This window comes from Streptomyces bungoensis (genome assembly GCF_001514215.1).
GTDB lineage: Bacteria > Actinomycetota > Actinomycetes > Streptomycetales > Streptomycetaceae > Streptomyces > Streptomyces bungoensis.
On the sequence record NZ_KQ948852.1, the window covers coordinates 492,456 to 516,491 of the forward strand.

Here is a 24,036-nt window from a genome sequence, read left to right on the forward strand (position 1 = left end):
GGCGCGGGCCGACGCGGTTGCGGGGCCGGGCGCTCCAGCCCCCGGTACCGATGCCTCCCGCCGCTCAGGCCTCCTGGTCGGCCGGGCTGATGCGGCGGCCGGTGATGCGGGTGGGGTGGATCGACACCCACATCTCGCGTGGGCCGCCGGCCCAGGGCTGGGTGTGGGCTTGTTCGGTCAGCCGGCGTACGACGTCGGGCTCCGTGACGACGCGGGCCGGGCCGACGACGAGGACGCTCCAGCCCCGGCTCATGGCCTCGTCGACGTGGTCGACCTCGAAGGCGACCTCCGTCCCCACGGCCGCCGCGGGCACCGAGTCGGGCGCCGTCCGGTAGGCGATCGCGGTGTCCACGACCTCGTAGTTCACCGGGACGACCGCCGGACCCTGCGGGGTCGACACCGCGACCCGCCCCACGCCGTGGGTGGACAGCAGGGCGCGGCACTCGTCCGGGCCGAGGTCCCGCAGGCTGGGGTGGAGCAGCGCGTACCCCTGCCCCGGCGGCAGGTCCAGGCCGCCGCCGCGCAGCGCCGCGACGGTGGTGCCCAGCGCAGCGGCCAGCCGGATGAGCGTGGACAGGGTCGGGTCGGCGGGGCGTTCCTCGAGATAGGCGAGGTAGTCCGGCGCCATCGCGGCCCGGCGGGCCGCCTCCTCCCGGCTCAGGCCGCGCCGCCGGCGCTCGTCGGCCACGCGCCGGCCGATGTCGCCGGGGTTCGCCGCCGCGTCGCCCGGCCGCACGCCGGGCGGGGGCCCCGCCCCGGCCGCGTCCGGCGCGGTCTCGCGAGGGTGTACGTGGGCGTCGGGCCCGGGGAACACCAGCGTCACCTCGTGCGTGTCCGACCAGCGCACGTCGTAGGGGGGCGTGCCGTCCGCGTGATGGAGTCCGACGATCTCGCCGTCGCGCCGGTTCTCGCCCGTCGCGGGGCTGTCGACGACGAGGTGATCGCCGAGTTGAGCTCGCATGATCGTCACCGTCTCCTCGGGGTGCTGCCGTAGTCCAACGTGCCACGTGCCGTGGGCCGCCGCATGTCGTCGGGTTCGGCCGCCGAAAAGTGCGGGCGGCGTCGAACAGGGCGGGCGCGTCGGGCAGACTTGGGGGTGAGCCCGAGAAACGGTGAAGGAGCTGTGGTGAACGAGCGCGCGCAGGACTCGCGTGAGGCCGAGGCGTCGGGGGTGTCTCCGCAGCTGCGGCTGGACGCACTGCTGGACGACCTGCAACAGCAGGTGACGCAGGTGCGGGCGGCCCGGGACCGGGTGCACACGCTGCTGGACGCGGTCCTGGCCGTCGGCTCCGACCTGGACCTGGAAGTGGTGCTGCGCCGCATCGTGGAGTCGGCGGTCACCCTGGTCGACGCGCAGTACGGGGCGCTCGGCGTGCTGGGCGAGGAAGGCGCGATCAAGCAGTTCGTCACGGTCGGCATGGACGAGGCGACCATTGCCGGCATCGGGAACTACCCGCGCGGCGAGGGCATCCTCGGCCTGCTCATCCGGCACCCGGAGCCGCTGCGGCTGACGAACCTGGCGGACCATCCGGCCTCCGCCGGCTTCCCGGACAATCACCCCCCGATGGCCAGTTTCCTCGGCGCCCCGATCCGGGTGCGCGACCAGGTCTTCGGGAACCTGTACCTGACCAACAAGAGGAGCGGCGTCGAGTTCGACACCGACGACGAGGCGGTGCTGCGCACGCTGGCCGCGGCGGCCGGTGTGGCGATCGACAACGCCCGGCTGTACGAGGACGCCCGCCGCCGGGAGCAGCGGCTCATGGCGAGCAACGACCTCACCCGGAACCTGCTGTCCGGCACCGAGCCCGGCCCGGTGCTGACGTCGTTCACGGCCGCGGTGCGGGAGATGGCCGACTCGGACCTGGTCACCCTGGCGGTGCCGGTCGGCGACCGGGGGGAGCTGGTCGTCGAGGTCGCCTCCGGCGACTTGGCCGACGACGTGCGCGGGCTGGTGCTGCCCGCGTCGACGCTGGCGGCGAAGGTCTACACATCCGGGGAGACGATCACCAGCGAGGCCGTGAGCGCCGACCCGCGCTCCCAGGGCGGCAGCGCCTCCGTCGTCGAGCTCGGTCCCGCGTTCTTCGTCCCGCTCGGCACCCGGGAGCACGTCCGCGGCGTGCTGCAGGTGGCGAACCTGCCGGGCGGCCCGCTGTTCTCCGACGCCGTGATCGACATGGTCGCCGGGTTCGGCAACCAGGCCGCGCTGGCGCTGGACGTCGCCGAGCACCGGCGGGACAGCGAGCGCATGGTCGTGCTCAACGACCGGGACCGGATCGCCCGGGACCTGCACGACCTGGTCATCCAGCGGCTGTTCGCCGGCGCGCTGTCCCTGCAGTCCACGCTGGGCCGGGTCTCGGACCGGCCGCAGGTCAGCGAGCGGGTGCAGCGGGTGGTGGACGACCTGGACGACACCATCAAGATCATCCGTTCCACCATCTACGCACTGCGCGAGCACGACCAGTCCCGGCGCGGCAGCGGGCTGCGCGGCCAGCTGGTGGCGGCCACCGAGCGGGCCACCGAGTCGCTCGGCTTCGCCCCGGCGCTGCGCATGACCGGGCTGCTGGACACGGCCGTATCCGCCGAGCAGGCCGAGCAGTTGCTGGCCGTGCTCGGCGAGGCCCTGTCGAACGTGGCCCGGCACGCCAAGGCGACCGCCGTCGACGTGGGCGTCGAGGTCACCGACGCGACCGTGCGACTGCGGGTGTCCGACAACGGCTGCGGCATCGACCCGGGGGTCACCCGCCGCAGCGGCCTGTCCAACCTGCGGCGGCGGGCCGAGGAGATGGGCGGCACGTTCGCACTGTCGGCGAACGAGCCGTGCGGCACCGTCCTGGAGTGGGCGGTACCGCTCGCCTCCGCGGCCTGACGCCGGCCGGCGCCGGTCAGCCGTCCCACGTCCAGTCGGCGACCTCGGGCAGGTCCGTGCCGTGCTCGCGGATCCAGACGTGGTGGCGCTGCCGGACGTCCTGCATGTGCTGGCGTACGGCCGCCGCGCGGACCGCGAGGCCGGGGACGCGGTCGATGACGTCCATCACGAGGCGGTAGCGGTCGAGGTCGTTGCTGAGCACCATGTCGAAGGGCGTGGTGGTGGTGCCGATCTCCTTGTAGCCGCGCACGTGCGTGTGCGGGTGGCCGTGCCGCCGGTAGGCCAGGCGGTGGATCAGCCACGGGTAGCCGTGGTAGGCGAAGATGACCGGCTTGTCGGCGGTGAACAGGCCGTCGTACTCGAAGTCGTTCATGCCGTGCGGGTGTTCCTCGCTGGGCAGCAGCCGGGCGATGTCCACCACGTTGACCACGCGCACGGCCAGCTCGGGCAGGTGGCGGCGAAGCAGCTGGGCGGCGGCCAGCACCTCCAGGGTGGGCACGTCGCCCGCGCAGGCCAGCACCACGTCGGGTTCGCGGGTGCCGTCCTCGGTGCCGGCCCACTCCCAGATGCCGGCGCCCCGCGCGCAGTGGACCTCGGCCTCCTCCATCGACAGCCAGTCGAAGCAGGGCTGCTTGCCGGCGACGATCACGTTGACGTAGTCGCGGCTGCGCAGGGCGTGGTCGGCCACGGACAGCAGGGTGTTGGCGTCCGGCGGGAAGTAGACGCGGACCGCCTCGGGGCTCTTGTTGAGGATGTGGTCGACGAAGCCGGGGTCCTGGTGGGAGAAGCCGTTGTGGTCCTGGCGCCACACGTGCGAGGTGAGCAGGTAGTTGAGGGAGGCGATGGGGGCGCGCCAGGGCAGGCGGCGGGTGGTGCGCAGCCACTTGACGTGCTGGTTGACCATGGAGTCGACGATGTGCACGAAGGCCTCGTAGCAGGAGAACAGTCCGTGCCGGCCGGTGAGGAGGTAGCCCTCCAGCCAGCCCTGGCAGGTGTGTTCGGACAGGATCTCCATGACCCGGCCGTGCCGGTCGAGGTGTTCGTCCACGTCGAGGGTCTCCGCCTGCCAGGCCTTGCCGCTGGCCGCGTAGACGGCCTGGAGCCGGTTTGAGGCGGTCTCGTCGGGGCCGACCAGGCGGAAGTCGCGCCGCTCGGCGGTGGCGGCCATGACGTCCTCGAGCAGGTCGCCGAGGACGCGGGTGGGCTCGTGCAGGGTGGCGCCGGGCTTGTCGACCTCGACGGCGTACTTCTCCAGCGGCGGCAGGGGCAGTTCGCGCACCAGCAGGCCGCCGTTGGCGTGCGGGGTGGCGCCGAGCCGACGGGTGCCGGCGGGGACGCAGGCCAGCACCTCGGGGCGCGGGGCGCCGTGCTCGTCGAACAGTTCCTCGGGGCGGTATGAGCGCAGCCACGTCTCCAGCTGCCTCAGGTGCTCGGGGTTGTCGCGGACGGCGGCCAGCGGGACCTGGTGGGCGCGCCAGGTGCCCTCGACGGGCAGGCCGTCGACCTCCGCCGGGCCGGTCCAGCCCTTGGGGGTGCGCAGCACGATGACGGGCCAGCGGGGCCGGTCGGTGACGCCGTCCTCGCGGGCGGCGCGCTGGAGCGCGGCGATCCGGTCGAGGGCGGTGTCCATGGCGGCGGCCATGGCGCGGTGCACGGCTGCCGGGTCGTCGCCGGTGACGTGGATCGGGTCGTGGCCGTAGCCGCGCAGCAGGTCGTCGAGCTCGGCCTCGGGGATCCGGGCCAGCACGGTCGGGTTGGCGATCTTGTAGCCGTTGAGGTGCAGGATGGGCAGGACGGCGCCGTCGTCGACCGGGTCGAGGAACTTGTTGGAGTGCCAGGAGGCGGCCAGCGGGCCGGTCTCCGCCTCGCCGTCGCCGATCACGCAGGCCACCACCAGGCCGGGGTTGTCCAGCGCGGCGCCGTAGGCGTGCGAGAGGGCGTAGCCGAGCTCGCCGCCCTCGTGGATGGAGCCCGGCGTCTCGGGGGCGACGTGGCTGGGCACTCCGCCGGGGAAGGAGAACTGCTTGAACAGCCGCGCCATGCCGGCCGCGTCCCGGGTGATGTCGGGGTAGGTCTCGGTGTAGGTGCCCTCCAGCCAGGAGTTGGCGAGCACGGCGGGTCCGCCGTGGCCCGGGCCCCAGATGCACAGGGCGTCCAGGTCGCGGGCCTTGATGACGCGGTTGAGGTGGGTGTGCACCAGGTTGAGGCCGGGCGAGGTGCCCCAGTGGCCGAGGAGGCGCGGTTTGACGTGCTCGGGCCTGAGCGGCTCGGTCAGCAGGGGGTTGGCCATGAGGTAGATCTGGCCGACGGCAAGGTAGTTCGCGGCACGCCAGTGGGCGTCCAGCGTCCTCAGCTCGTCCTCCTCCAGCTCGGTGGGCACCTGCTGGGTGTCGACGGACATCTGCATTCCTCTCCGTGTCGGGTCAGGGCTCGGCGGACGCGCATGCCGGTCTGTGGAACCCACCTTCCGCCGGGGCCCCGGGTAGCCGACAGGGCCGTTCGGGCCACACCGCCGGAGCCGGCCGGACGGGGCGTCCGGCGGGACCTGGTGGGCCGTCCGTCACCCGGTGCGCTCCCAGCCCCGGCGGGGTGCGCGGGCGCCGAGCCGGGTGTCGCGGCTGCGGTAGACGATGTAGGGGCGGGTGAGGTAGCCGACCGGCGCGGTGAGCATGTGGACCAGGCGGGTGAAGGGCCAGGCGGCGAAGAGCAGCATCGCGCTGAGGGCGTGCAGCCGGTAGAGCAGCGGCGCGCCGCTCATCAGGTGGGGGTCGGGCTGGACGGAGAAGATGGAGCGGAACCAGGGCGAGACGGTCTCGCGGTAGTTGTAGCCGCCGCCCGCGATGTTGGCGTCGACGGTGGCGGCGAGGCCGAGCGCGATGGTCGCGGTGAGCGAGACGTACATGGCCTTGTCGTTGCGGGTGGTCGCGGAGAAGACCGGGCCGACCGTGCGGCGCCGGTAGATCAGGATGGCCAGCCCGCCCAGCGTGCACACCCCGGCGACCGTGCCCAGCGTCACGGCCGTGACGTGGTAGGAGGTCTCGCCTACGCCGGCCGCCGCGGTCCAGCTCTCGGGCAGCAGGAGGCCGATGACGTGGCCGATCAGCACCACCAGGATGCCGAAGTGGAACAGCGGGCTGCCGATGCGCAGCAGCCGGTTCTCGTAGAGCTGGGAGGAGCGGGTGGTCCAGCCGAACTTGTCGTAGCGGTAGCGCCAGACGTGGCCGAGGACGAAGACCGCCAGGGACAGGTAGGGCAGCACCACCCACAGCAGGATGCCGCCGGTGCCGGCCTCGGCGGCCGTGGTGACGGTCTGCGCGGCTGCGGTCATCGCGGGCCTCCTGCGGGGTCGGGCATGACGTGCGGGGGCATGTAGGGGTCGAGCCCGACCTGTTCCTCGGGCGGCCCCTCGGCGGCGAGCCGGGCGACGGCGTCCTGCTCGTCGCCCTTGAGCGGCGGCAGGGTGGCCGAGACGGACCGGAGCACCCACGCCCAGGGCGAGTCCTCCGCCCCCAGGGCGAGGCGGAGCAGTTCGAGTCCGGCGCGGTGCTCGGTGAGCAGCCGGTGCCCGGCGGGCGGGTCGGCGGCGGCGAACTCCAGGACGACGGCGAGGTGGTCGGGCAGTTCGTCGTCGGCCAGGCGCAGCCCGGCCGCGGCGTAGGCCTGCTTGAGGCGGAGCAGGGCGATGCCGCGCCGCCGGGTGTCGCCGTGGGCGTAGTAGGTGAGGTACGGGCAGCAGCGCTTGCGGTGGTCGAAGGTGGCGACGTAGGCGGCGGCCAGCTCGCCGGCCGGGGTGCGTTCGGCGTGCCCGGTGAAGGCGAGCAGGGGGTCGCGGACCCGCTCGGGCAGGGCGGGGGCCGCCCGGCGGGCCAGGGACAGGTACTCGGGCAGCCGCTCGTCCGGGTAGGCCAGGAGCAGGGACTGCAGCTGCCAGGCGCAGGGGTGCCAGGGCTCGGTGCGGGCGGCCGGCCGGAGTCTCCTCTTCATGGCTTGGGCTCGACCTCCCCGCCGCCGTGGCCGGTCGCGTCACCGCCGGGGGGCGGGGGCGGGAAGAGCCCCGGCGGGGAGCCCTTGCCGTCCCAGTTGAGGAGGTTGACGCGGGTGTCCTTGTCGAGGGGGGCGGCCGGGGTGTCGGAGGTCTGCCGGTCGCGCAGGGCCCGGTAGGTCTCCACGGCGATGGGCGCCGCGCCGCCTGAGGCCTCGCCGAAGGGCCCCGAGCCTCCCATGCCGGGGCCGCCCTCGTAGTCCAGGCTGCACTCGGTGGCGAGTTCCTCAAGCTTGTGGGCCTGTTCGGCGTGGGCGGGCGGGATGACGTACCGCTCGTCGTACTTGGCCAGCGCCAGCAGCCGGTACATGTCGTACATCTGCTCCTCGCCCATGCCGACCCGCTCCGGGATGGCGGCGTCCGGTTCGCGGCCGAGGTTGATGTCGCGCATGTAGGAGCGCATGGCGGCGAGCCGGCGCAGGACGGCGTCCACGGGGGCCGGGTCGCCCGCGGTGAAGAGCTGGGCGAGGTAGTCGACGGGGATGCGCAGGGCGTCGACGGCGGCGAAGAGGTTGCGGTGGTCCTCGGCGTCGTGGCCGCTGTCGCGGACGGCGTCGACGACCGGGGAGAGCGGCGGCACGTACCAGACCATGGGCAGGGTGCGGTACTCCGGGTGCAGCGGCAGCGCCACCCGGTACTTGTTGATCAGGGCGTGCACCGGGGAGCGCTGGGCGGCCTCGATCCAGTCGCGGGGGATGCCCGCCCGCTCGGCCGCGGCGATCACGTGCGGGTCGTCCGGGTCGAGGAAGACGGAGCGCTGCGCCTCGTAGAGGCCGGTGTCGTCGGGGGTGGAGGCGGCTTCGAGCACCTTGTCGGCGTCGTAGAGGACGAGGCCGATGTAGCGCAGCCGGCCGACGCAGGTCTCGGAGCAGACGGTGGGCAGGCCGACCTCGACTCGCGGGAAGCAGAAGGTGCACTTCTCGGCCTTGCCGGTGCGGTGGTTGAAGTAGACCTTCTTGTACGGGCATCCGGTCACGCACATCCGCCAGCCCCGGCAGCGGTCCTGGTCGACGAGGACGATGCCGTCCTCCTCGCGCTTGTAGATGGCGCCGGAGGGGCAGGAGGCCGCGCAGGAGGGGTTGAGGCAGTGCTCGCAGATGCGCGGCAGGTAGAACATGAAGGTCTGCTCGAACTCCAGCTTGATCTTCTCGCAGACCTGGCCGAGCAGCACGTCCTTCTCGCCGTGCTGGGCGGAACCGCCCAGGTCGTCGTCCCAGTTCGCCGACCAGGAGATCTTCATGTCCTTGCCGGTGATGAGGGACTTGGGGCGGGCGACCGGGGTGTGGTCCTGCAGCGGGGCGTTGGTCAGCGTCTCGTAGTCGTAGGTCCAGGGCTGGTAGTAGTCGTCGAGGGACGGCAGGACGGGGTTGGAGAAGATGGTGATCAGCTTCTTGAACCGGCCGCCCGCCTTCAGCGCCAGCCGGCCGCGCTTGTTCAGCTCCCAGCCGCCGCGCCACCTGCCCTGGTCCTCGTAGCAGCGGGGGTAGCCCTGGCCGGGGCGGGTCTCGACGTTGTTGAACCACACGTACTCGACGCCGGTGCGGTTGGTCCACGCCTGTTTGCAGGTGACCGAGCAGGTGTGGCAGCCGATGCACTTGTCGAGGTTCATGACCATCGCCATCTGGGCCATGACGCGTCCGATGGTGGCTTCGCCGCGGGGCATGTCAGTACTCCACCTCCTGGTTCGCGCGGCGGCGGACGACGGTGACCTCGTCGCGCTGGTTGCCGGTCGGGCCTAGGTAGTTGAAGGCGTAGGACAACTGGGCGTAGCCGCCGATGAGGTGGCTGGGCTTGACCAGCAGGCGGGTCAGGGAGTTGTGGATGCCGCCGCGCCGGCCCGTGGTCTCGGTGCGCGGCACGTCGATCAGCCGGTCCTGCGCGTGGTGCATGTAGACGGTGCCCTCGGGCATGCGGTGGGAGACGACGGCGCGGGCGGCGACGACGCCGTTGCGGTTGACCGCCTCGATCCAGTCGTTGTCGGCCACGCCGATCTTCTCGGCGTCCCGCGTGCTCATCCAGATGGTGGGGCCGCCCCGGGACAGCGACAGCATGAACAGGTTGTCCTGGTACTCGGAGTGGATGGACCACTTGTTGTGCGGGGTGAGGTAGCGCACCGTCACGCCGAGTTCGCCGGTCTCGCCGAGCCGTGGCTCGCCGAACAGGGCGTGCATGTTCAGTGGCGGCCGGTAGACGGGGAGTTGCTCGCCGAGCGCGGCCATCCAGTCGTGGTCGAGGTAGAAGTGCTGGCGGCCGGTGAGGGTGTGCCAGGGCTTGCCGCGCTCGACGTTCACGGTGAACGGGGAGTAGCGGCGCCCGCCGGTCTCCGACCCGGACCACTCGGGGCTGGTGATGACGGGCACGGGGGCCGCCTGGGTGTCGGCGAAGGTGACCTGCTTGCCCTCGTGCTCGGCGGCCAGGTCGGCCAGCCGGACGCCGGTGCGGGCCTCCAGGGTGTGGAAGCCCTGGGTGGCCAGATGGCCGTTGGTGGTGCCCGACAGGGCGAGGATCGCCTCGCAGGCGTGCACGTCCCGGGAGAGCGCGGGGCGCCCGTCGGCCACTCCCCCGCGCACGGTGCCGTTCTTGTGCCGCAGGTAGTCGAGTTCGCGCCCGACCTGGAAGGTGACGCCCTTCGTCGTCGCTCCGAGGGAGTCGAGCAGCGGGCCGAGGGCGGTCATCTTCTGCGCGATCGCGCCGTAGTCGCGCTCGACGGTGACCAGTTTCGGCATGGTCCGGCCGGGCTCGGGCGCGCACTCGCCGGCCTTCCAGTCCTGTACCCGGCCATGCGGGTTGGCCAGTTCGTCCGGGGTGTCGTGCAGCAGCGGGGCAGCGACCACGTCCTTGCGCACGCCCAGGTGGGCGGCGGCGAGCCGGCTGAACTCGCGGGCGATCGTGTGGAAGGCGTCCCAGTCGGTGCGGGTCTGCCAGGGCGGGGCGATCGCCGGGTTGAAGGCGTGCACGTAGGGGTGCATGTCGGTGCTGGACAGGTCGTGCTTCTCGTACCAGGTGGCGGCCGGCAGCACCACGTCCGAGAAGACGGTCGTGCTGGTCATGCGGAAGTCCAGGGTGAGCAGCAGGTCCAGCTTGCCGGTGGGCGCCTCCTCCCGCCACACCACGTCCCTCGGCCGGGCCCCGGGCGGCGCCTCCTCGGCGCTGACCGCGGAGTCGGTGCCCAGCAGGTGCCTGAGGAAGTACTCGTTGCCCTTGGCCGAGGAGCCGAGCAGGTTGGCGCGCCAGATCGTCAGTACCCGCGGGAAGTTCTCGGGGGCGTCCGGGTCCTCGCCGGCGAAGCCCAGCCGCCCCGCCTGCAGTTCGCCGACGACGTGCTCGCCGACCGGCCGCCCGGCGGCCTCGGCCTCGTCGGCGAGGTCGAGCGGGTTGCGGTCGAAGGTCGGGTAGGAGGGCATCCAGCCCATCCGGGCGGAGGCGGCGATCACGTCGGCGGTGGCCATGCCCGCGAAGGGGCCGCCGGCGCCGGCCGCGGCGAGGGTGCCGGCGGAGAACGGGTCGTAGCGGAACTGGTCGCTGTGCAGGTACCAGTAGGCGGTCTGGATCATCTGCCGGGCCGGGCGGTTCCAGTCGGCGGCGGTCGCCAGCGCGGAGTAGCCGGTGACCGGGCGGACCTTCTCCTGGCCGACGTAGTGGGCCCAGCCGCCGCCGTTGACGCCCTGGCAGCCGGTGAGCGTGGTGAGGGTGAGGAAGGCGCGGTAGATGGTGTCGGAATGGAACCAGTGGTTGGCGCCCGCCCCCATGATGATCATCGAACGGCCGCGGGACTCCTCGGCGTTGTCGGCGAACTCCCGGGCGATCCGGGCCGCCCGGGAGGCGTCGACGCCGGTGACCGCGGCCTGCCAGGCGGGCGTGTACGGCTCCTCCGCGTCGTCAAACGACGTGGGCCAGCGGCCGGGCAGGCCCGGGCGGGCCACGCCGTACTGGGCGAGCAGCAGGTCGTAGACGGTGGTCACCAGGCGCCCGGCGATCCTCCGGACCGGGACGCCGCGCCGCAGCACGCCCGCGCTGCCGTCGGGGGCGTCGAAACGGGGCAGTTCGACCGTCACGGGCGCCTCGCCGCCGCCGTCGGCCGTCAGCAGGGGGTCCACCCCGCCCAGGTCCAGGTTCCACTTGCCCTGCCCGCTCTCGGCGAACCGGTCGCCGAGGGTGCCGCCCGGCACGACGGGACGGCCGTCGGCGTCCAGCAGCACCGTGCGGAACTCGGCGTGCTCCGCGCCCGCCTGCTCAGCGCCCAGGTCGGCGGCGGTCAGGAACTTGCCCGGCGCGTAGGTGCCGGGCTCGCGCTCCTCCAGGGCGACCAGGAAGGGCAGGTCGGTGAACCGCTTGACGTAGTCCTCGAAGTAGGGGGTGCGGCGGTCGACGAAGAACTCCTTGAGCACCACGTGGCCCATCGCCATCGCCAGCGCCCCGTCGGTGCCGGGCTGGGCGGCCAGCCACTCGTCGGCGAACTTCACGTTGTCGGCGTAGTCCGGCGAGACCGCGACGACCTTCTGACCGCGGTAGCGGGCCTCGGCCATCCAGTGCGCGTCCGGGGTGCGGGTGACCGGGAGGTTGGAGCCCCACATGATCAGGTATCCGGCGTCCCACCAGTCGCCGGACTCCGGCACGTCGGTCTGGTCGCCGAAGACCTGCGGGGAGGCCACCGGCAGGTCGGCGTACCAGTCGTAGAAGGAGAGCATCACGCCGCCGAGCAGCGAGTAGAAGCGGGCGCCGGCGGCGTGCGACACCATCGACATCGCGGGGATCGGCGAGAAGCCGGCCAGCCGGTCGGGGCCGTACTCCTTGATGGTGTGCACGTGGGCGGCGGCGACCATCTCCACGGCCTCGTCCCAGGAGGCCCGCACCAGGCCGCCCTTGCCGCGTACGGCCTTGTAGCGGCGGGCGCGCTCCGGGTCGGAGACGATGTCCGCCCAGGCCGCGACCGGGTCGCCGAGCCGGGCCTTCGCCTCCCGGTACATCTGCAGCAGCACGCCGCGTACGTACGGGTAGCGGACCCGGGTCGGCGAGTAGGTGTACCAGGAGAAGGCGGCGCCGCGCGGGCAGCCGCGCGGCTCGTACTCGGGGCGGTCGGGGCCGACCGAGGGGTAGTCGGTCTGCTGGGCCTCCCAGGTGATGATGCCGTCCTTGACGTACACCTTCCACGAGCAGGAGCCGGTGCAGTTCACGCCGTGGGTGGAGCGGACGACCTTGTCGTGCGACCAGCGGTCGCGGTAGAAGTCGTCGGCCTGCCGGCCGCCCTTGCGGTGCAGGGTCCGCAGGTCCGCGGAGACCTCCGCCCGGGTGAAGAACCGGCGCGAGCGCACCAGCGCCTCGGTGATCTCGCCGTCCAGCCCCGGCGCACCGGACGTGCGCCTGCCCTCCGGTGCCGGATCGGTCCGCGTGGCCATCGCACCGCCCCTTTCCGGGCCTGACGGCCCGTCCTCGGATGCTCGCTTCGGTCCTCCCCAGGGAACGCCATCCCTTGTGTTGCCACAACCGCCGACACCGACACCTCCGGTCCCACGATGTCCGCCGGGACCGGCCTCGGCGCGTGCAACGGCCGTCCGCCCGGCGGCGGACGGGCCGCGCGCCGGGCGGACGGGAGGAAGGGAAGGGCGGGTGAGGTCAGCGGGACGGCTGCGGCAGGCGGGTGCCGACCTGGGCGCGGACCGCCTCGACGGCCTCCCACTGCTCGGTGTCCAGCGCGGCGAGGGCCGCCGGGAAGACTCCGTCCTGCTCCTTGAGGATGTGGTCGCGCAGCACACCGAGCGTCGCCATCAGCCGTTCGGGCCAGGTGGGGTCGGCCGGGGTGCCGGCGGCGGCCTCCTCCAGGACGGCCTCGATGCGGCGGTGCTCGTCCTCGAGCGCGGCCATCTGCTCCGGGAAGTCGACGGCCAGGGCGGGGAAGAGGCCGCGCTCCTCGACCTGGGTGTGCGGGACGAGGACCGCGGTGATGGCCCGGGCGGCCCCGGCCATCCGCGGGACGTCCCCGTCGCGGTGGGCGTCGCGCACCCGGCTGATCAGGTTCACCACCGCCTCGTGCTCCAGGGTCAGCTGGTCGATGCTCTCCAGCGCCTGGCAGCCGCAGTATTCGCACATCGCGGGTCTCCTGTTCCGGTCAGTGGGTCCGGGCGGCGGGGACGCGCCGGGTGAGGGCGTGGCGCACGCCGGTGCCGGTGAAGGCCAGGGCCGCGGCGGCCACCACCGCGAGCAGGGCGAGGCCGACGGCGTAGGAGCCGTACGCGCCGTACAGCGAGCCCATCAGCAGCGGCGGGAGGAAGCCGCCGAGGCCGCCGGCGGCACCGACGACGCCGGTGACCGAGCCGACCTTGCTCGCCGGGGCGAGCAGCGCGACCAGGGCGAACACGGCGCCGCTGCCCGCGCCGAGCGCGGCGGCCATCGCCAGGAAGGCGGCCGTGCCCACCGGGGCCAGGGACGGCGTGAAGGACTGCACGACGGCTCCGGCGAGGACCACGGCGAGGACGCCGGTCAGGACCCGCACCGGGCCGACGCGGTCGGACAGCCAGCCGCCGACCGGCCGCATGGCCACCGCCAGCAGGACGAACCCGGCCATGCGGTTCGCGGCGTCGGCCTGGGTCAGTGCGTAGCCGGTCTTGAGGTAGGTGGGCAGGTAGACGGAGAAGGCGACGTAGCCGCCGAAGGTCACCGCGTACAGGGCGGACGCCTGCCAGGTGATCCCGAGCTTCAGGGTGTCGGCCAGCCGGCGGCCCAGCGGTTCGGTGGGCACCGTGCGCCCGGGCGCGTCGCGCAGCACCACGGCGGACACCACCGCGTACACGGCCAGCACGCCGGCGGTGATCAGGAAGGGGTCGGCCATGCCGTGCGCCTTCACCAGCTTCACCGTGGTCAGCGCGCTGATCGCGGTGCCGCCCATGCCGGCCCCGAAGAGCCCGAGCGCCAGCCCGCGCCGCTCGGGCGGGAACCATGCGCCCACGAAGGGGACGCCGACGGCGAACGCGGTGCCGCCTATGCCGAGGAAGAAGCCTCCCGTCAGCAGCGCGGCGAGCGAGGAGTGCCCGGCCAGTCCGAGGTAGAGCACGGGCACGATGGTGGCGGCCGACACCAGCGGGAACATCACGCGCCCGCCGAAGCGGTCGGTCAGCGCCCCGACCGGGACGCGGCCCAGCGAGCCCACCACGACCGGCACCGCCACCAGCAGCGACTGCTGGAAGGAGGACAGGCCCAGGCTGTCCTTGAACCGCGGGCCGAGCGGGCTGAGCAGCGCCCAGGCCCAGAAGTTGACGGCGAAGCCCACCGTGGCCAGCGCCAGCATGAGCCCTGCCCGGCCCGAGCCGGCCGCTGTCGGTGCGGGTGCCTCGTTCTGCTTCCTCGACGGCTGGAGCATGCCGCCCGTCCCTTCATGTCGGCAGTCGCGCGGCCCCGGGGATGGAGCCGGGGCCGCGGGCCCTCCGGCGCACGGGGCGGCCGGACGGGCCTGGTCCCACTATCGGGACGCGGGATCCGCCGGGGGGTGGGCCGGACGGCCTCACCGCGCGGCCCGCCGGTCCCCGGTTTCCGGCCGTCCGGGCCCCGCGCCGCCGGACGCCGGGCCGCCCGGCCGCGCCCGGCGGCGCGGACCGGTGCCATGGGGCACGGGTGCAAGGGGCCGTCCGGCCCTACGGTGCCGCGGCCCCCGGCAGGAGCATGAAGTGGTGTTCCACAACGACGGCTTCCACGTGCTCGACCGGCAGGAGTGCCTGCGCCGGATGGCGAAGGTACAGGTCGGCCGTGTCGTGTACACGCGGCGGGCGCTGCCCGCGGTGCTCCCGGTCAACTTCTCGCTCGACACGGACTCCTCCGTGCTGCTGCGCACCTCGGCGCGCTCGGACCTGGTCCGGGCGATCGACGGGGTCGTGGTGGCCTTCGAGGCCGACGACTTCGACCCCGCGTCCCGCTCCGGCTGGAGCGTGGTCGTCACCGGCCGGGCGAACCTGGTGACCGACCCCGCCGAACACGAACGGCTGTCCCGGACCGGCCCGCGCTCCTGGGTGCTGCCGGGCGACGGGGTCTTCCTGCGCATCGAGGCCGAGCTGGTCACCGGCCGGGAACTCGCGGAGGCACTCGGCACGGTCTGACCGTGTGCGCCCGGGCCGCCGCCCCGGTACGGGACGCGGGGAGCCGGGCCCGGCCCGACGGCCGGAGCGGTCGGCGGCCGCCGGCGGCGCACCGGCGCGGCCATCCCCACGTCTGGTGCGGGAGCGAGGTGCCTGCGCCGTGCACCGCCACCGTCAGCGGCGGGTGCCGCAGGGCTGCCCCGGCCCGCGGCCGGTCCTCCCGCCGGTGGGGCGGGGGCCAGGGCTCAGGGATGCGCGTCGAGCTCCTCCTCCGGTACGGGGCCGTCGGTGGTCATGTGGCGGGCAGGGCGGTGGCGAGCAGGACGACGCCGAGGGAGCCTGCCAGGGACACGACGGCCAGGGCGCGTGCCAGGTCGGTGCGGCCCTTGGCGTGGGCGAGGCCGTGCCCGGCCGCCGCGAGCATCACCAGCACGAACAGCCCGAGTTTGGTGGCCAGGGTGCGCCCGTAGCCGGGGTCGGCGAGCGAGGCCCAGGTGACGCCCTTGTGCCAGGCCATGGCCCAGCCGGTGCCCAGTTGCAGCGGCAGGAACACGGCCCCGGGCAGCAGCCCGAACCGGCGGCCCGCCTCGGCCGCGAAGCGGTCCCTGGCCTCGGCGGACAGCAGCCGCCGGGCCAGCGGCAGCACCACCAGCGTCAGCGCGAGCTGTCCGCCGACCCACAGGACGGCGCCGGTCACATGGAGGAAGCGCACCAGGGACCACGGGCCGACGGCGCCCATCACCCGCCCACCTCCACCATGCCCATGGCGCCGGCCTCGGCGTGCCGCATGTCGTGGTCGACGAAGGAGTAGTGCCCGGCCGCCGGGAACGTGGTCTCGGCGAAGCCGCCCTGGGCGACGGCCGGGTCCAGCACCTGGGAGCCACCCGCCCCGCCGGGCCTGAGCAGGTAGGCGCCCTCCTTGTACACGGTGTCGAAGACGGTGCCGACGACGTGGAAGGAGACGCCGTCGCTCGGTCCGGCGGCCACCACCCAGAAGCGGACCCGCTCACCGGCCCTCACCTTGAGCATCGCCTTGGCGTACTGGGCGGCGACGCCGTTGAACACCCAGGCGTCGGGGGTGTCCTGACGCATCTTCGCCACCTGGGAGGCGCTGCCGGGGGTGCCGAGGTAGAGCTCGGAGGACACCAGCACGTACTCGTGGTCGGCCTCGGCCAGGCCGGGCGGGTCGATGACGACGGCGCCGTACATGCCGTTGCCGAGGTGCTGGAGCATCGGTGCGGTGCTGCCGGCGGATCGCGCGGCCGGCGCTCACCGGGCCCTCCGTACCGGCTCGGCGCACTGGGTGCGCCCGGCCGCCCGGGAGTCAGGGCAGACGTGGCGGGCGGCCGGGCGGTGACCGGTCCGTCCCGTGCGCGGCGCCCGCCACGGGGGACGGCGGTGGAGACAACCGCACGGGCGCGCTGATGGGTCGTACACGGGACACCTCCGGATCGGTCGGCAGTCAGCCTCCGGCACGGAAAGACGCCGGCGCGGCGGCCGATGAGCCCTGGGAGCTGGGCCGAGGGTCCCTGATCCGCCGCCCGTCGGGCGAGGTCCGGGCCGGTAGGTCTCCCGGACAGGGCCGTTCGGCCCCAGGCCCGGGGCGGGTCCGGCGCCTAGCGTTCCTGGCCATGGAGAACGAGAAGATCGCGCGCCCCTCGCAGCGGCGCTCAGGGGAGGGGTGGCCACTGGCCGCCCGCCGGCTGCTGACACGCCGTGAGGTGTCGGCCGACGGACGCGCTGTCTTCGGCACGGGCGACCCGGCTTGGGAGGGTTTCTACCGGGACCGCTGGGCGCACGACAAGGTGGTGCGCTCCACGCACGGCGTCAACTGCACCGGTTCCTGCTCGTGGATGGTGTACGTCAAGGACGGCATCATCACCTGGGAGCACCAGGCCACCGACTACCCGTCGATCGGCGCGGACTGCCCCGAGTACGAGCCGCGGGGCTGCCCGCGCGGTGCCTCGTTCTCCTGGTACACCTACTCCCCCAGCCGGGTCCGGTACCCCTACGTCCGGGGCACGTTGCTGACGATGTGGCGCGAGGCCCGGCGCCGGCTCGGCGACCCGGTGGCCGCGTGGGCGGAGATCACCGGGGACCCGGCGAAGGCGCGGGCGTACAAGCGGGCGCGCGGCAAGGGCGGCCTGGTGCGCGCCGATTGGGAGGAAGTGGCCGAGCTGGTGGCCGCCGCCCACGTGCACACCGTCAAGGCCTACGGCCCCGACCGGGTGGCGGGCTTCTCGCCGATCCCGGCGATGTCGATGGCGTCGTTCGCGGCCGGCTCCCGGTTCATGTCGCTGATCGGCGGCACGCTGCTGTCGTTCTACGACTGGTACGCGGACCTTCCGGTGGCCTCCCCGCAGGTCTTCGGCGACCAGACGGACGTCCCCGAGGCGGCGGACTGGTGGAACGCCGGCTACCTGATCATGTGGGGCTCCAACATCCCCGTCACCCGCACCCCGGACGCGCACTTCCTGACCGAGACCCGCTACAACGGCACCAAGGTCGTGGCGGTCAGCCCCGACTACGCGGACAACGTCAAGCACGCCGACGAGTGGATGGCCCCGCACCCGGGCACCGACGGTGCGCTGGCGATGGCGATGGGCCACGTGATCCTGCGCGAGTTCCTCGTCGACCGCGAAGTTCCCTACTTCCGCGACTACTTGCGGACCTACACGGACGCACCGTTCCTGGTGAAGCTGCGCGAGGGCGAACACGGCCTCGTGCCGGGCGGGTTCCTGACCGCGGCCGACCTCGGCCGTGACGAGGAGCACGCCGACTTCAAGACGGTGCTGGTGGACCGGGCCAGCGGTGAGGCGGTGGTCCCCGGCGGCTCGCTCGGCTTCCGGTGGGGGGAGGCCGAGCGCGGCCGCTGGAATCTCGACCTCGGCGACGTCGAGCCCGAGCTGAGCCTGCTGGAGTCGGCCGAGGACCGGGTGCGGGTGGCGCTGCCCCGGTTCGACGAGGGCGCCACCGAGGGCGGCTCGGTGGTGGTGCGCGGCGTGCCCGTGCGGCGTATCGGCGGCCGGCTCGTCACCACCGTGTTCGACCTGATGCTCGCCCAGTACGGGGTGGCCCGGCCCGGTCTGCCGGGTGTCTGGCCGCTGGCGTACGACGACGCGTCCCAGCCGTACACCCCGGCCTGGCAGGAGACCGTCACCTCGGTGCCGGCCGGGCAGGCGGCCCGGATCGCCCGGGAGTTCGCCCGCAACGCCGAGCGCACGAACGGCCGGTCGATGATCGCGATGGGCGCGGGCACCAACCACTGGTTCCACTCCGACACGATCTACCGGGCGTTCCTGGCGCTGACCACGATGACCGGCTGCCAGGGCGTCAACGGCGGCGGCTGGGCGCACTACGTCGGCCAGGAGAAGGTCCGGCCGCTGACCGGCTTCCAGCACCTGGCGTTCGCCTTCGACTGGCAGCGGCCGACCCGGCACATGGCGGGCACCTCCTACTGGTACCTGAACACCGACCAGTGGCGCTACGAGGCGTTCGGGCCGCAGGAGCTGGCGTCACCGCTCGGCGCCGGCCGGTTCGAGGGCAAGGCGTTCGCGGACTGCCTGGCGCAGGCCGTGCGGCTGGGCTGGACTCCGGGCCACCCCGGCTTCGACCGCAACCCGCTGGACCTGTGCGACGAGGCGGCCGCCCGGGGGCGCGACGTCGCCGAGCACGTCGTGGACGAGCTGAAGGCGGGGCGGCTGAGGTTCGCGGCCGAGGACCCGGACGACCCCGCGAACTTCCCCCGGGTGCTGACGGTGTGGCGGGCGAACCTGCTGGGCTCCTCCGGCAAGGGCAACGAGTACTTCCTGCGCCACCTGCTGGGCGCCGACTCCGCCGTCCGCTCCGCCGAGACCCCCGAGGGGCAGCGGCCGCAGGAGGTGGTGTGGCACGAGGAGGCCCCCGAGGGCAAGCTCGACCTGCTGGTCACCATGGACTTCCGGATGACCTCCACCGGCCTGCTGTCCGACGTGGTCCTGCCGGCCGCGACCTGGTACGAGAAGGACGACCTGTCCAGCACGGACATGCACCCCTTCGTGCACGCCTTCACCCCGGCCATCGCCCCGCCCTGGCAGGCCCGGACCGACTACGACACGTTCCTCACCATCGCCGACCGGTTCAGCGAACTGGCCGCCGAGCACCTGGGCACCCGCACCGACGTCCTGGCCGTGCCGCTCACCCACGACACCCCGGACGAACTCGCCCAGCCGGGCGGGGTGGTGCGGGACTGGAAGACCGGTGAGTGCGAGCCTGTTCCGGGCCGGACCATGCCGAAGCTGGTCGTGGTGGAGCGGGACTACACGGCCGTGGCGCAGAAGATCCGCGCCGTGGGACCGCTCCTGGACACCCTCGGCACCACCACCAAGGGCGTCACCGTCCACCCGGACCGCGAGGTCGAGGAGCTGCGGCACCGCTGCGGCACCGTCCGCGACGGCGTCGGTGCCGGCCGGCCGTCGCTGGCCACCGCCACCGACATGTGCGAGGCGATCCTCGCGCTGTCCGGCACCACCAACGGGCGCCTGGCGACGGAGGGTTTCCGTGAGCTGGAGCGGCAGACCGGCAGCGAGGGCCTGGTGGAGCTGGCCGCCGAACGCGAGGCCGAGCGGATCACGTTCGCCGACACCCGTACCCAGCCGCGCGCGGTGATGACCTCGTACGAGTGGTCGGGGTCGGAGACCGGCGGCCGCCGCTACTCCCCCTTCGTGATCAACGTCGAGCACAAGAAGCCGTGGCACACCCTCACCGGCCGCCAGCACTTCTTCGTCGAGCACGACTGGATCGCCGAGCTGGGCGAGCAACTGCCCGTCTACCGGCCGCCGCTGAACGCGATCGGGCACTACGGCGACGAGCACCTGAACGAGGACGGCCGGGCGGAGGTCACCGTGCGCTACCTGACCCCGCACTCCAAGTGGTCCATCCACTCGAACTACCAGGACAACAAGTACATGCTCGACCTGTCCCGCGGCGGACCCACGATCTGGATGTCCACCGCCGACGCCGACAGGATCGGCGTCAGGGACAACGAGTGGATCGAGGCGTACAACCGCAACGGCGTCGTCGCCGCCCGCGCCGTGGTCACCCACCGCATGCCCGAGGGCACCGTGTACATGTACCACGCCCAGGACCGCAACGTGAACGTGCCGAAGACCGAGGTCAGCGGCAAGCGCGGCGGCATGCACAACTCGCTGACGAGACTGCTGCTCAAGCCGACCCATCTGGCGGGCGGCTACGCCCAGTTCACCTACGCCTTCAACTACTACGGCCCGACCGGCAATCAGCGGGACGAGGTCACCGTCATCCGCCGCCGCAGCCAGCAAGTGGAGTACTGACATGCGCGTGATGGCACAGATCGCGATGGTGATGAACCTCGACAAGTGCATCGGGTGCCACACCTGCTCGGTCACCTGCAAGCAGACCTGGACCAACCGGACCGGCGTGGAGTACGCCTGGTTCAACAACGTGGAGACCAAGCCGGGCGTCGGCTACCCGCGCCGCTACGAGGACCAGGAGCACTGGAAGGGCGGCTGGACGCTGGACCGCAAGGGCCGGCTGGTGCTGCGCTCCGGCGGCCGGGTCAGGCGGCTGCTGTCGCTGTTCTCCAACCCGGACCTGCCGTCCATCGAGGACTACTACGAGCCGGTGACGTACGACTACGACAACCTGGTCAGCGCCCCGGCCGGACCGGACATGCCGGTCGCGCGCCCCCGCTCGGTCCTCACCGGCCGGCCGACCTCCATCACCTGGGGCGCCAACTGGGAGGACGGCCTGGGCGGCGCGCCCGAGCACGCGGCCGGCGACCCGAACCTGAGTGGCGCGTGGGCCGAGAAGGTGAGGTTCGAGTTCGAGCAGACCTTCCTGTTCCACCTGCCCCGGCTGTGCGAGCACTGCCTCAACCCGGCCTGTGTGTCGGCCTGTCCGTCGGGCGCGATGTACAAGCGGGTGGAGGACGGCATCGTCCTGGTCGACCAGGACCGCTGCCGGGGCTGGCGGATGTGCGTGACGGCGTGCCCGTACAAGAAGGTGTACGTCAACCACGCCACCGGCAAGGCCGAGAAGTGCACCTTCTGCTTCCCGCGCATCGAGGCGGGGCAGCCCACGGTCTGCTCGGAGACGTGCGTGGGCCGGCTGCGCTACCTCGGGCTGCTGCTGTACGACGCCGACAGGGTCGGCGAGGCCGCGGCCACCCCCGACGAGCGGGACCTGCTGGACGCGCAGCGCGACGTCTTCCTCGACCCGTTCGACCCCGAGGTGATCGCGGCCGCCCGCGAGTCCGGGATACCCGAGGACTGGCTGGACGCCGCCCGCCGCTCCCCGGTGTACGCGCTGGTGTCGAAGTACAGGGTGGCGCTGCCGCTGCACCCGGAGTACCGCACGCTGCCGATGGTCTGGTACGTGCCCCCGCTCTCCCCCGTGCTGGACGCGGTGACCTCCGCGGGCGGGAACCAGGACGACCCCGACCACGTGTTCGCCGCCGTCACCCGGCTCCGCATCCCGCTGGAGTACCTGGCGGAGCTGTTCACCGCCGGGGACACGGACGTGGTCGGGGGGGTGCTGATGAAACTGACCGCGCTGCGCTCGTACATGCGGCAGCGGACCCTGGGCGAGCCCGGGGACGAGGCCGTGGTGAAGGCCGTGGGACTGACCGGCCGGGAGGCGGAGGACCTGCACCGGCTGCTGGCGGTCGCCAAGTACCGGGACCGGTACGTCGTCCCGGCCGCGCACAAGGAGGACGCGGCCGCGCTGACCGCCCTCGAGAACCGCTGCCCGGTCGAGACCTCCGGGGAACCGGAGGGCCGGAAGGTCATGCTCGGCATCCCCACCCTGCGCCGCCGCACCCCCGAAGCCCCCGCCGGAGGCCACCTGTGAGCCCGTTGCCCTCCCCCAGTGCCGGACGCCTGGGGGGACCCCCGTCCCTCCCCGCCCTCGTGCGCACCCGGCTGCGCGCCGCGGTCCGCCGTCCGTCGCGGCTGTCGCCGCAGGAGGCCGAGGACCGGGCCCTGCTGCTGCGGCTGATCTCGCTGCTCCTGCAGTACCCGGACGCCGAACTGGTCGCGGCCCGCGACGACCTGGCCGACCGGATCCGCTCCCTGGAGCCCACGCCCGCCGCACGGCACCTGGCGGCCTTCGCCGGCTGGTTCCCCGCCGAGGACCCCGAGGCACTGGAGCGCCACTACGTCGAGGTCTTCGACCTGCGCCGCAGGAGCAGCCTCTACCTCACCTACTACCTGCACGGCGACACCCGCCGCCGCGGCATGGCCCTGCTCACCCTGGCCCGCCGCTACCAGGCCATGGGCTGGGACGTGGACGGCGGCGAACTGCCCGACCACCTGCCGGTCGTCCTGGAGTTCGCCGCGCTCGCCGGGCCCGGCCCGGGCGAGGCGCCGCTGCGCCGGCACCGCCGGGGCCTGGACCTGATCCACCGGGCCCTGGAGGCCGCCGAGTCGCCCTACCGGCACCTGCTCGCCGCCCTGCTGACCCTCCTGCCGCCCGCGACCGAGGCCGACGAGGAGGCCGTGGCGAAACTGGCAGCCGAGGGCCCGCCCGACGAGCACGTCGGCCTCGATCCCTACGGCGCCGGGGAGTTCGCGCCGCCCGACGCCTTCGTACCGCCCCTGCCCGCCCCGCCCACCTCCCGCGCGGAAGGTCTCCGATGAACCCGATCGCGGCCGCCCCCGGCGGCGCCGACCTGCTGCTGTGGGTCGCCCTCCCCTACATCTGCCTCGCCGTCTTCGCCGTCGGGCACGTCTGGCGCTACCGCCAGGACCAGTTCGGCTGGACCTCGCGCACCACCCAGCTCCTCGAACACCGCTGGCTGCGCTGGGGCAGCCCGCTGTTCCACCTCGGCGCCTTCGCGGTGATCGCCGGGCACGTGGTGGGCCTCGCGGTACCCGCCTCCTGGACCGAGGCCGCCGGGGTGAGCGAGCACGCCTACCACACCACGGCCGTCGCGCTGGGCTCCGTCGCCGGGGTCGCCATGGTGAGCGGCCTGGGCATGCTGTGCGCCCGCCGGCTGCTGGCCCGCCGGATCCGCCGCACCACCGACCGCAGCGACAAGGTGCTGTTCCCGCTGCTGTCCGCCACCGTGCTGCTGGGGATCACCGCCACGGCCGCGCACAACGTGTTCGGCGGCGGCTACGACTACCGCTCCACCGTCTCGGTGTGGTTCCGCGGCGTCTTCGCCCTCCACCCTCAGCCCGAGGCGATCGCCGGGGCACCGCTGCTGTTCCAGCTGCACGCCCTGAGCGCCTGCCTGCTCTTCGCCGCCTGGCCGTTCACGCGCCTGGTCCACGTGTGGAGCGCGCCCGTCGGCTACCTCACCCGCCCGTACCTGGTCTACCGGCGCCGCGCGACCACTCCGGCCCCGCCCGTGAGCGGCGCCGCCGCCGGGTCCCGCACCGGACGGGCCGCATGACGGAGCCGCGGGGAGGCCGCCCGGGCCGGCGCACCGGTCTGCTGCTGGTGCTGACCGGAGGCGCCGGCTGGCTGGCCTCCTTCCAGCTGACCGTCGACGACTGGCGGCTGCTGAAGGACCCGACCTACCGGCCGCCGTGCAACATCAGCCCGGTCGTCAGCTGCGGCAGCGTCATGGCCAGCCCCGAGGGCAGCGTGTTCGGCTTCCCCAACATGGTGCTCGGCCTGGCCGCCTTCGCCGCGGTCGCCGTGCTCGGTCTGGTGGTCCTCACCGGGGGCCGGCTGTCGCGGGCGCTGTGGCTCGGCCTGAACGCCGGGGCCGCGGCCGGGGTGGTGTTCGTGCACTGGCTGATCCACGCGTCCCTCTTCGGTCTGGGACGGCTGTGCCCCTACTGCGTCGTGGTGTGGGCCGTGACCATCGCCCTGTTCTGGTACGTCACGCTGCGCAACCTCCGGCACGGGCTGATCCCCGTGCCGGCGGCCGGACGGCGCCCGCTCGCGCTGGTGCTGGAGACCCACGGGCTGCTGCTCGCCGCCTGGTACGGGCTGATCGCCGTGCTGGTCCTGACCCGGTTCTGGCCGTACTGGAGCAGCCTGCTGTGACCGGGCCGCCCGGACACGCCGGTCGGGACGTTCGGCCCATGAAGAGGAGG

At 73.3% G+C, this 24,036-nt stretch carries 17 protein-coding genes; 7 read left to right on the forward strand and 10 right to left on the reverse strand.

The window, feature by feature from the left end; genetic code table 11:
- Positions 1–64: 64 nt before the first annotated feature.
- On the reverse strand, positions 65–961 hold the full coding sequence (locus AQJ66_RS06440; RefSeq protein ID WP_061918343.1) for a pyridoxamine 5'-phosphate oxidase family protein: 897 nt from the start codon (positions 959–961) through the stop codon (positions 65–67).
- Between the two features lie 165 nt (positions 962–1,126).
- Here AQJ66_RS06440 and AQJ66_RS06445 point away from each other — a divergent pair, with 165 nt between their 5' ends.
- Positions 1,127–2,866 (forward strand): sensor histidine kinase, encoded by a 1,740-nt coding sequence (locus tag AQJ66_RS06445; RefSeq protein ID WP_061917866.1) that lies wholly within the window; start codon positions 1,127–1,129, stop codon positions 2,864–2,866.
- Between the two features lie 16 nt (positions 2,867–2,882).
- Here AQJ66_RS06445 and AQJ66_RS06450 read toward each other — a convergent pair whose 3' ends face one another.
- The 7 genes from AQJ66_RS06450 to AQJ66_RS06480 form a co-directional block, all read right to left on the reverse strand.
- Positions 2,883–5,267, reverse strand: a complete 2,385-nt coding sequence (locus AQJ66_RS06450; RefSeq protein ID WP_061918345.1) for a phosphoketolase family protein — start codon at positions 5,265–5,267, stop codon at positions 2,883–2,885.
- 159 nt (positions 5,268–5,426) lie between these two features.
- Positions 5,427–6,194: a respiratory nitrate reductase subunit gamma gene (gene narI, locus AQJ66_RS06455; protein WP_061917869.1), complete on the reverse strand. Its 768-nt coding sequence runs from the start codon at positions 6,192–6,194 to the stop codon at positions 5,427–5,429.
- Positions 6,191–6,850: a nitrate reductase molybdenum cofactor assembly chaperone gene (gene narJ / locus AQJ66_RS06460; RefSeq protein WP_061917872.1), complete on the reverse strand. Its 660-nt coding sequence runs from the start codon at positions 6,848–6,850 to the stop codon at positions 6,191–6,193. The genes narI (AQJ66_RS06455) and narJ (AQJ66_RS06460) overlap by 4 nt, the downstream gene beginning before the upstream one ends.
- Complete coding sequence (narH, locus tag AQJ66_RS06465; protein WP_061917876.1) at positions 6,847–8,571, reverse strand: nitrate reductase subunit beta; 1,725 nt, start codon at positions 8,569–8,571, stop codon at positions 6,847–6,849. The genes narJ (AQJ66_RS06460) and narH (AQJ66_RS06465) overlap by 4 nt, the downstream gene beginning before the upstream one ends.
- A 1-nt stretch (position 8,572) precedes the next feature.
- Entirely contained in the window at positions 8,573–12,304 is a 3,732-nt protein-coding gene (locus AQJ66_RS06470; RefSeq protein WP_061917879.1) for a nitrate reductase subunit alpha, read from the reverse strand.
- Positions 12,305–12,521: 217 nt separating this feature from the next.
- Positions 12,522–12,995, reverse strand: a complete 474-nt coding sequence (locus AQJ66_RS06475; protein WP_061917882.1) for a hemerythrin domain-containing protein — start codon at positions 12,993–12,995, stop codon at positions 12,522–12,524.
- A 19-nt stretch (positions 12,996–13,014) separates the two neighbouring features.
- Complete coding sequence (locus tag AQJ66_RS06480) at positions 13,015–14,262, reverse strand: nitrate/nitrite transporter (protein WP_061917885.1); 1,248 nt, start codon at positions 14,260–14,262, stop codon at positions 13,015–13,017.
- Positions 14,263–14,569: 307 nt separating this feature from the next.
- Between AQJ66_RS06480 and AQJ66_RS06485 the strand changes: the two genes are divergently transcribed.
- Positions 14,570–14,992 carry a pyridoxamine 5'-phosphate oxidase family protein gene (locus AQJ66_RS06485; protein ID WP_061918347.1) on the forward strand — a complete coding sequence of 141 codons (423 nt, stop codon included), beginning with the start codon at positions 14,570–14,572 and terminating at the stop codon, positions 14,990–14,992.
- 271 nt (positions 14,993–15,263) lie between these two features.
- Here AQJ66_RS06485 and AQJ66_RS06490 read toward each other — a convergent pair whose 3' ends face one another.
- Positions 15,264–15,710 carry a hypothetical protein gene (locus tag AQJ66_RS06490; protein WP_061917888.1) on the reverse strand — a complete coding sequence of 149 codons (447 nt, stop codon included), beginning with the start codon at positions 15,708–15,710 and terminating at the stop codon, positions 15,264–15,266.
- Positions 15,710–16,204: a cupredoxin domain-containing protein gene (locus AQJ66_RS06495; RefSeq protein ID WP_208611293.1), complete on the reverse strand. Its 495-nt coding sequence runs from the start codon at positions 16,202–16,204 to the stop codon at positions 15,710–15,712. Before AQJ66_RS06495 ends, AQJ66_RS06490 begins: the two co-directional genes overlap by 1 nt.
- A gap of 398 nt (positions 16,205–16,602) precedes the next feature.
- On the opposite strand from AQJ66_RS06495, the gene AQJ66_RS06500 reads away from it, so the two are divergent.
- From AQJ66_RS06500 to AQJ66_RS06520, 5 genes are read left to right on the forward strand one after another with little or no spacing between them, the layout of a single operon-like run.
- The gene (locus AQJ66_RS06500; protein ID WP_061917891.1) at positions 16,603–20,301 is read left to right on the forward strand and encodes a nitrate reductase subunit alpha; all 3,699 of its coding nucleotides are present in this window, start codon (positions 16,603–16,605) and stop codon (positions 20,299–20,301) included.
- 1 nt (position 20,302) lies between these two features.
- Positions 20,303–21,838, forward strand: coding sequence for a nitrate reductase subunit beta (gene narH / locus AQJ66_RS06505; protein ID WP_061917894.1), 1,536 nt, complete (start codon positions 20,303–20,305; stop codon positions 21,836–21,838).
- Positions 21,835–22,626, forward strand: coding sequence for a nitrate reductase molybdenum cofactor assembly chaperone (gene narJ, locus AQJ66_RS06510; protein WP_425264265.1), 792 nt, complete (start codon positions 21,835–21,837; stop codon positions 22,624–22,626). Before narH (AQJ66_RS06505) ends, narJ (AQJ66_RS06510) begins: the two co-directional genes overlap by 4 nt.
- On the forward strand, positions 22,623–23,384 hold the full coding sequence (narI, locus tag AQJ66_RS06515; RefSeq protein ID WP_061917897.1) for a respiratory nitrate reductase subunit gamma: 762 nt from the start codon (positions 22,623–22,625) through the stop codon (positions 23,382–23,384). The genes narJ (AQJ66_RS06510) and narI (AQJ66_RS06515) overlap by 4 nt, the downstream gene beginning before the upstream one ends.
- Complete coding sequence (locus tag AQJ66_RS06520) at positions 23,381–23,986, forward strand: vitamin K epoxide reductase family protein (protein WP_061917900.1); 606 nt, start codon at positions 23,381–23,383, stop codon at positions 23,984–23,986. The genes narI (AQJ66_RS06515) and AQJ66_RS06520 overlap by 4 nt, the downstream gene beginning before the upstream one ends.
- Positions 23,987–24,036 lie beyond the last annotated feature (50 nt).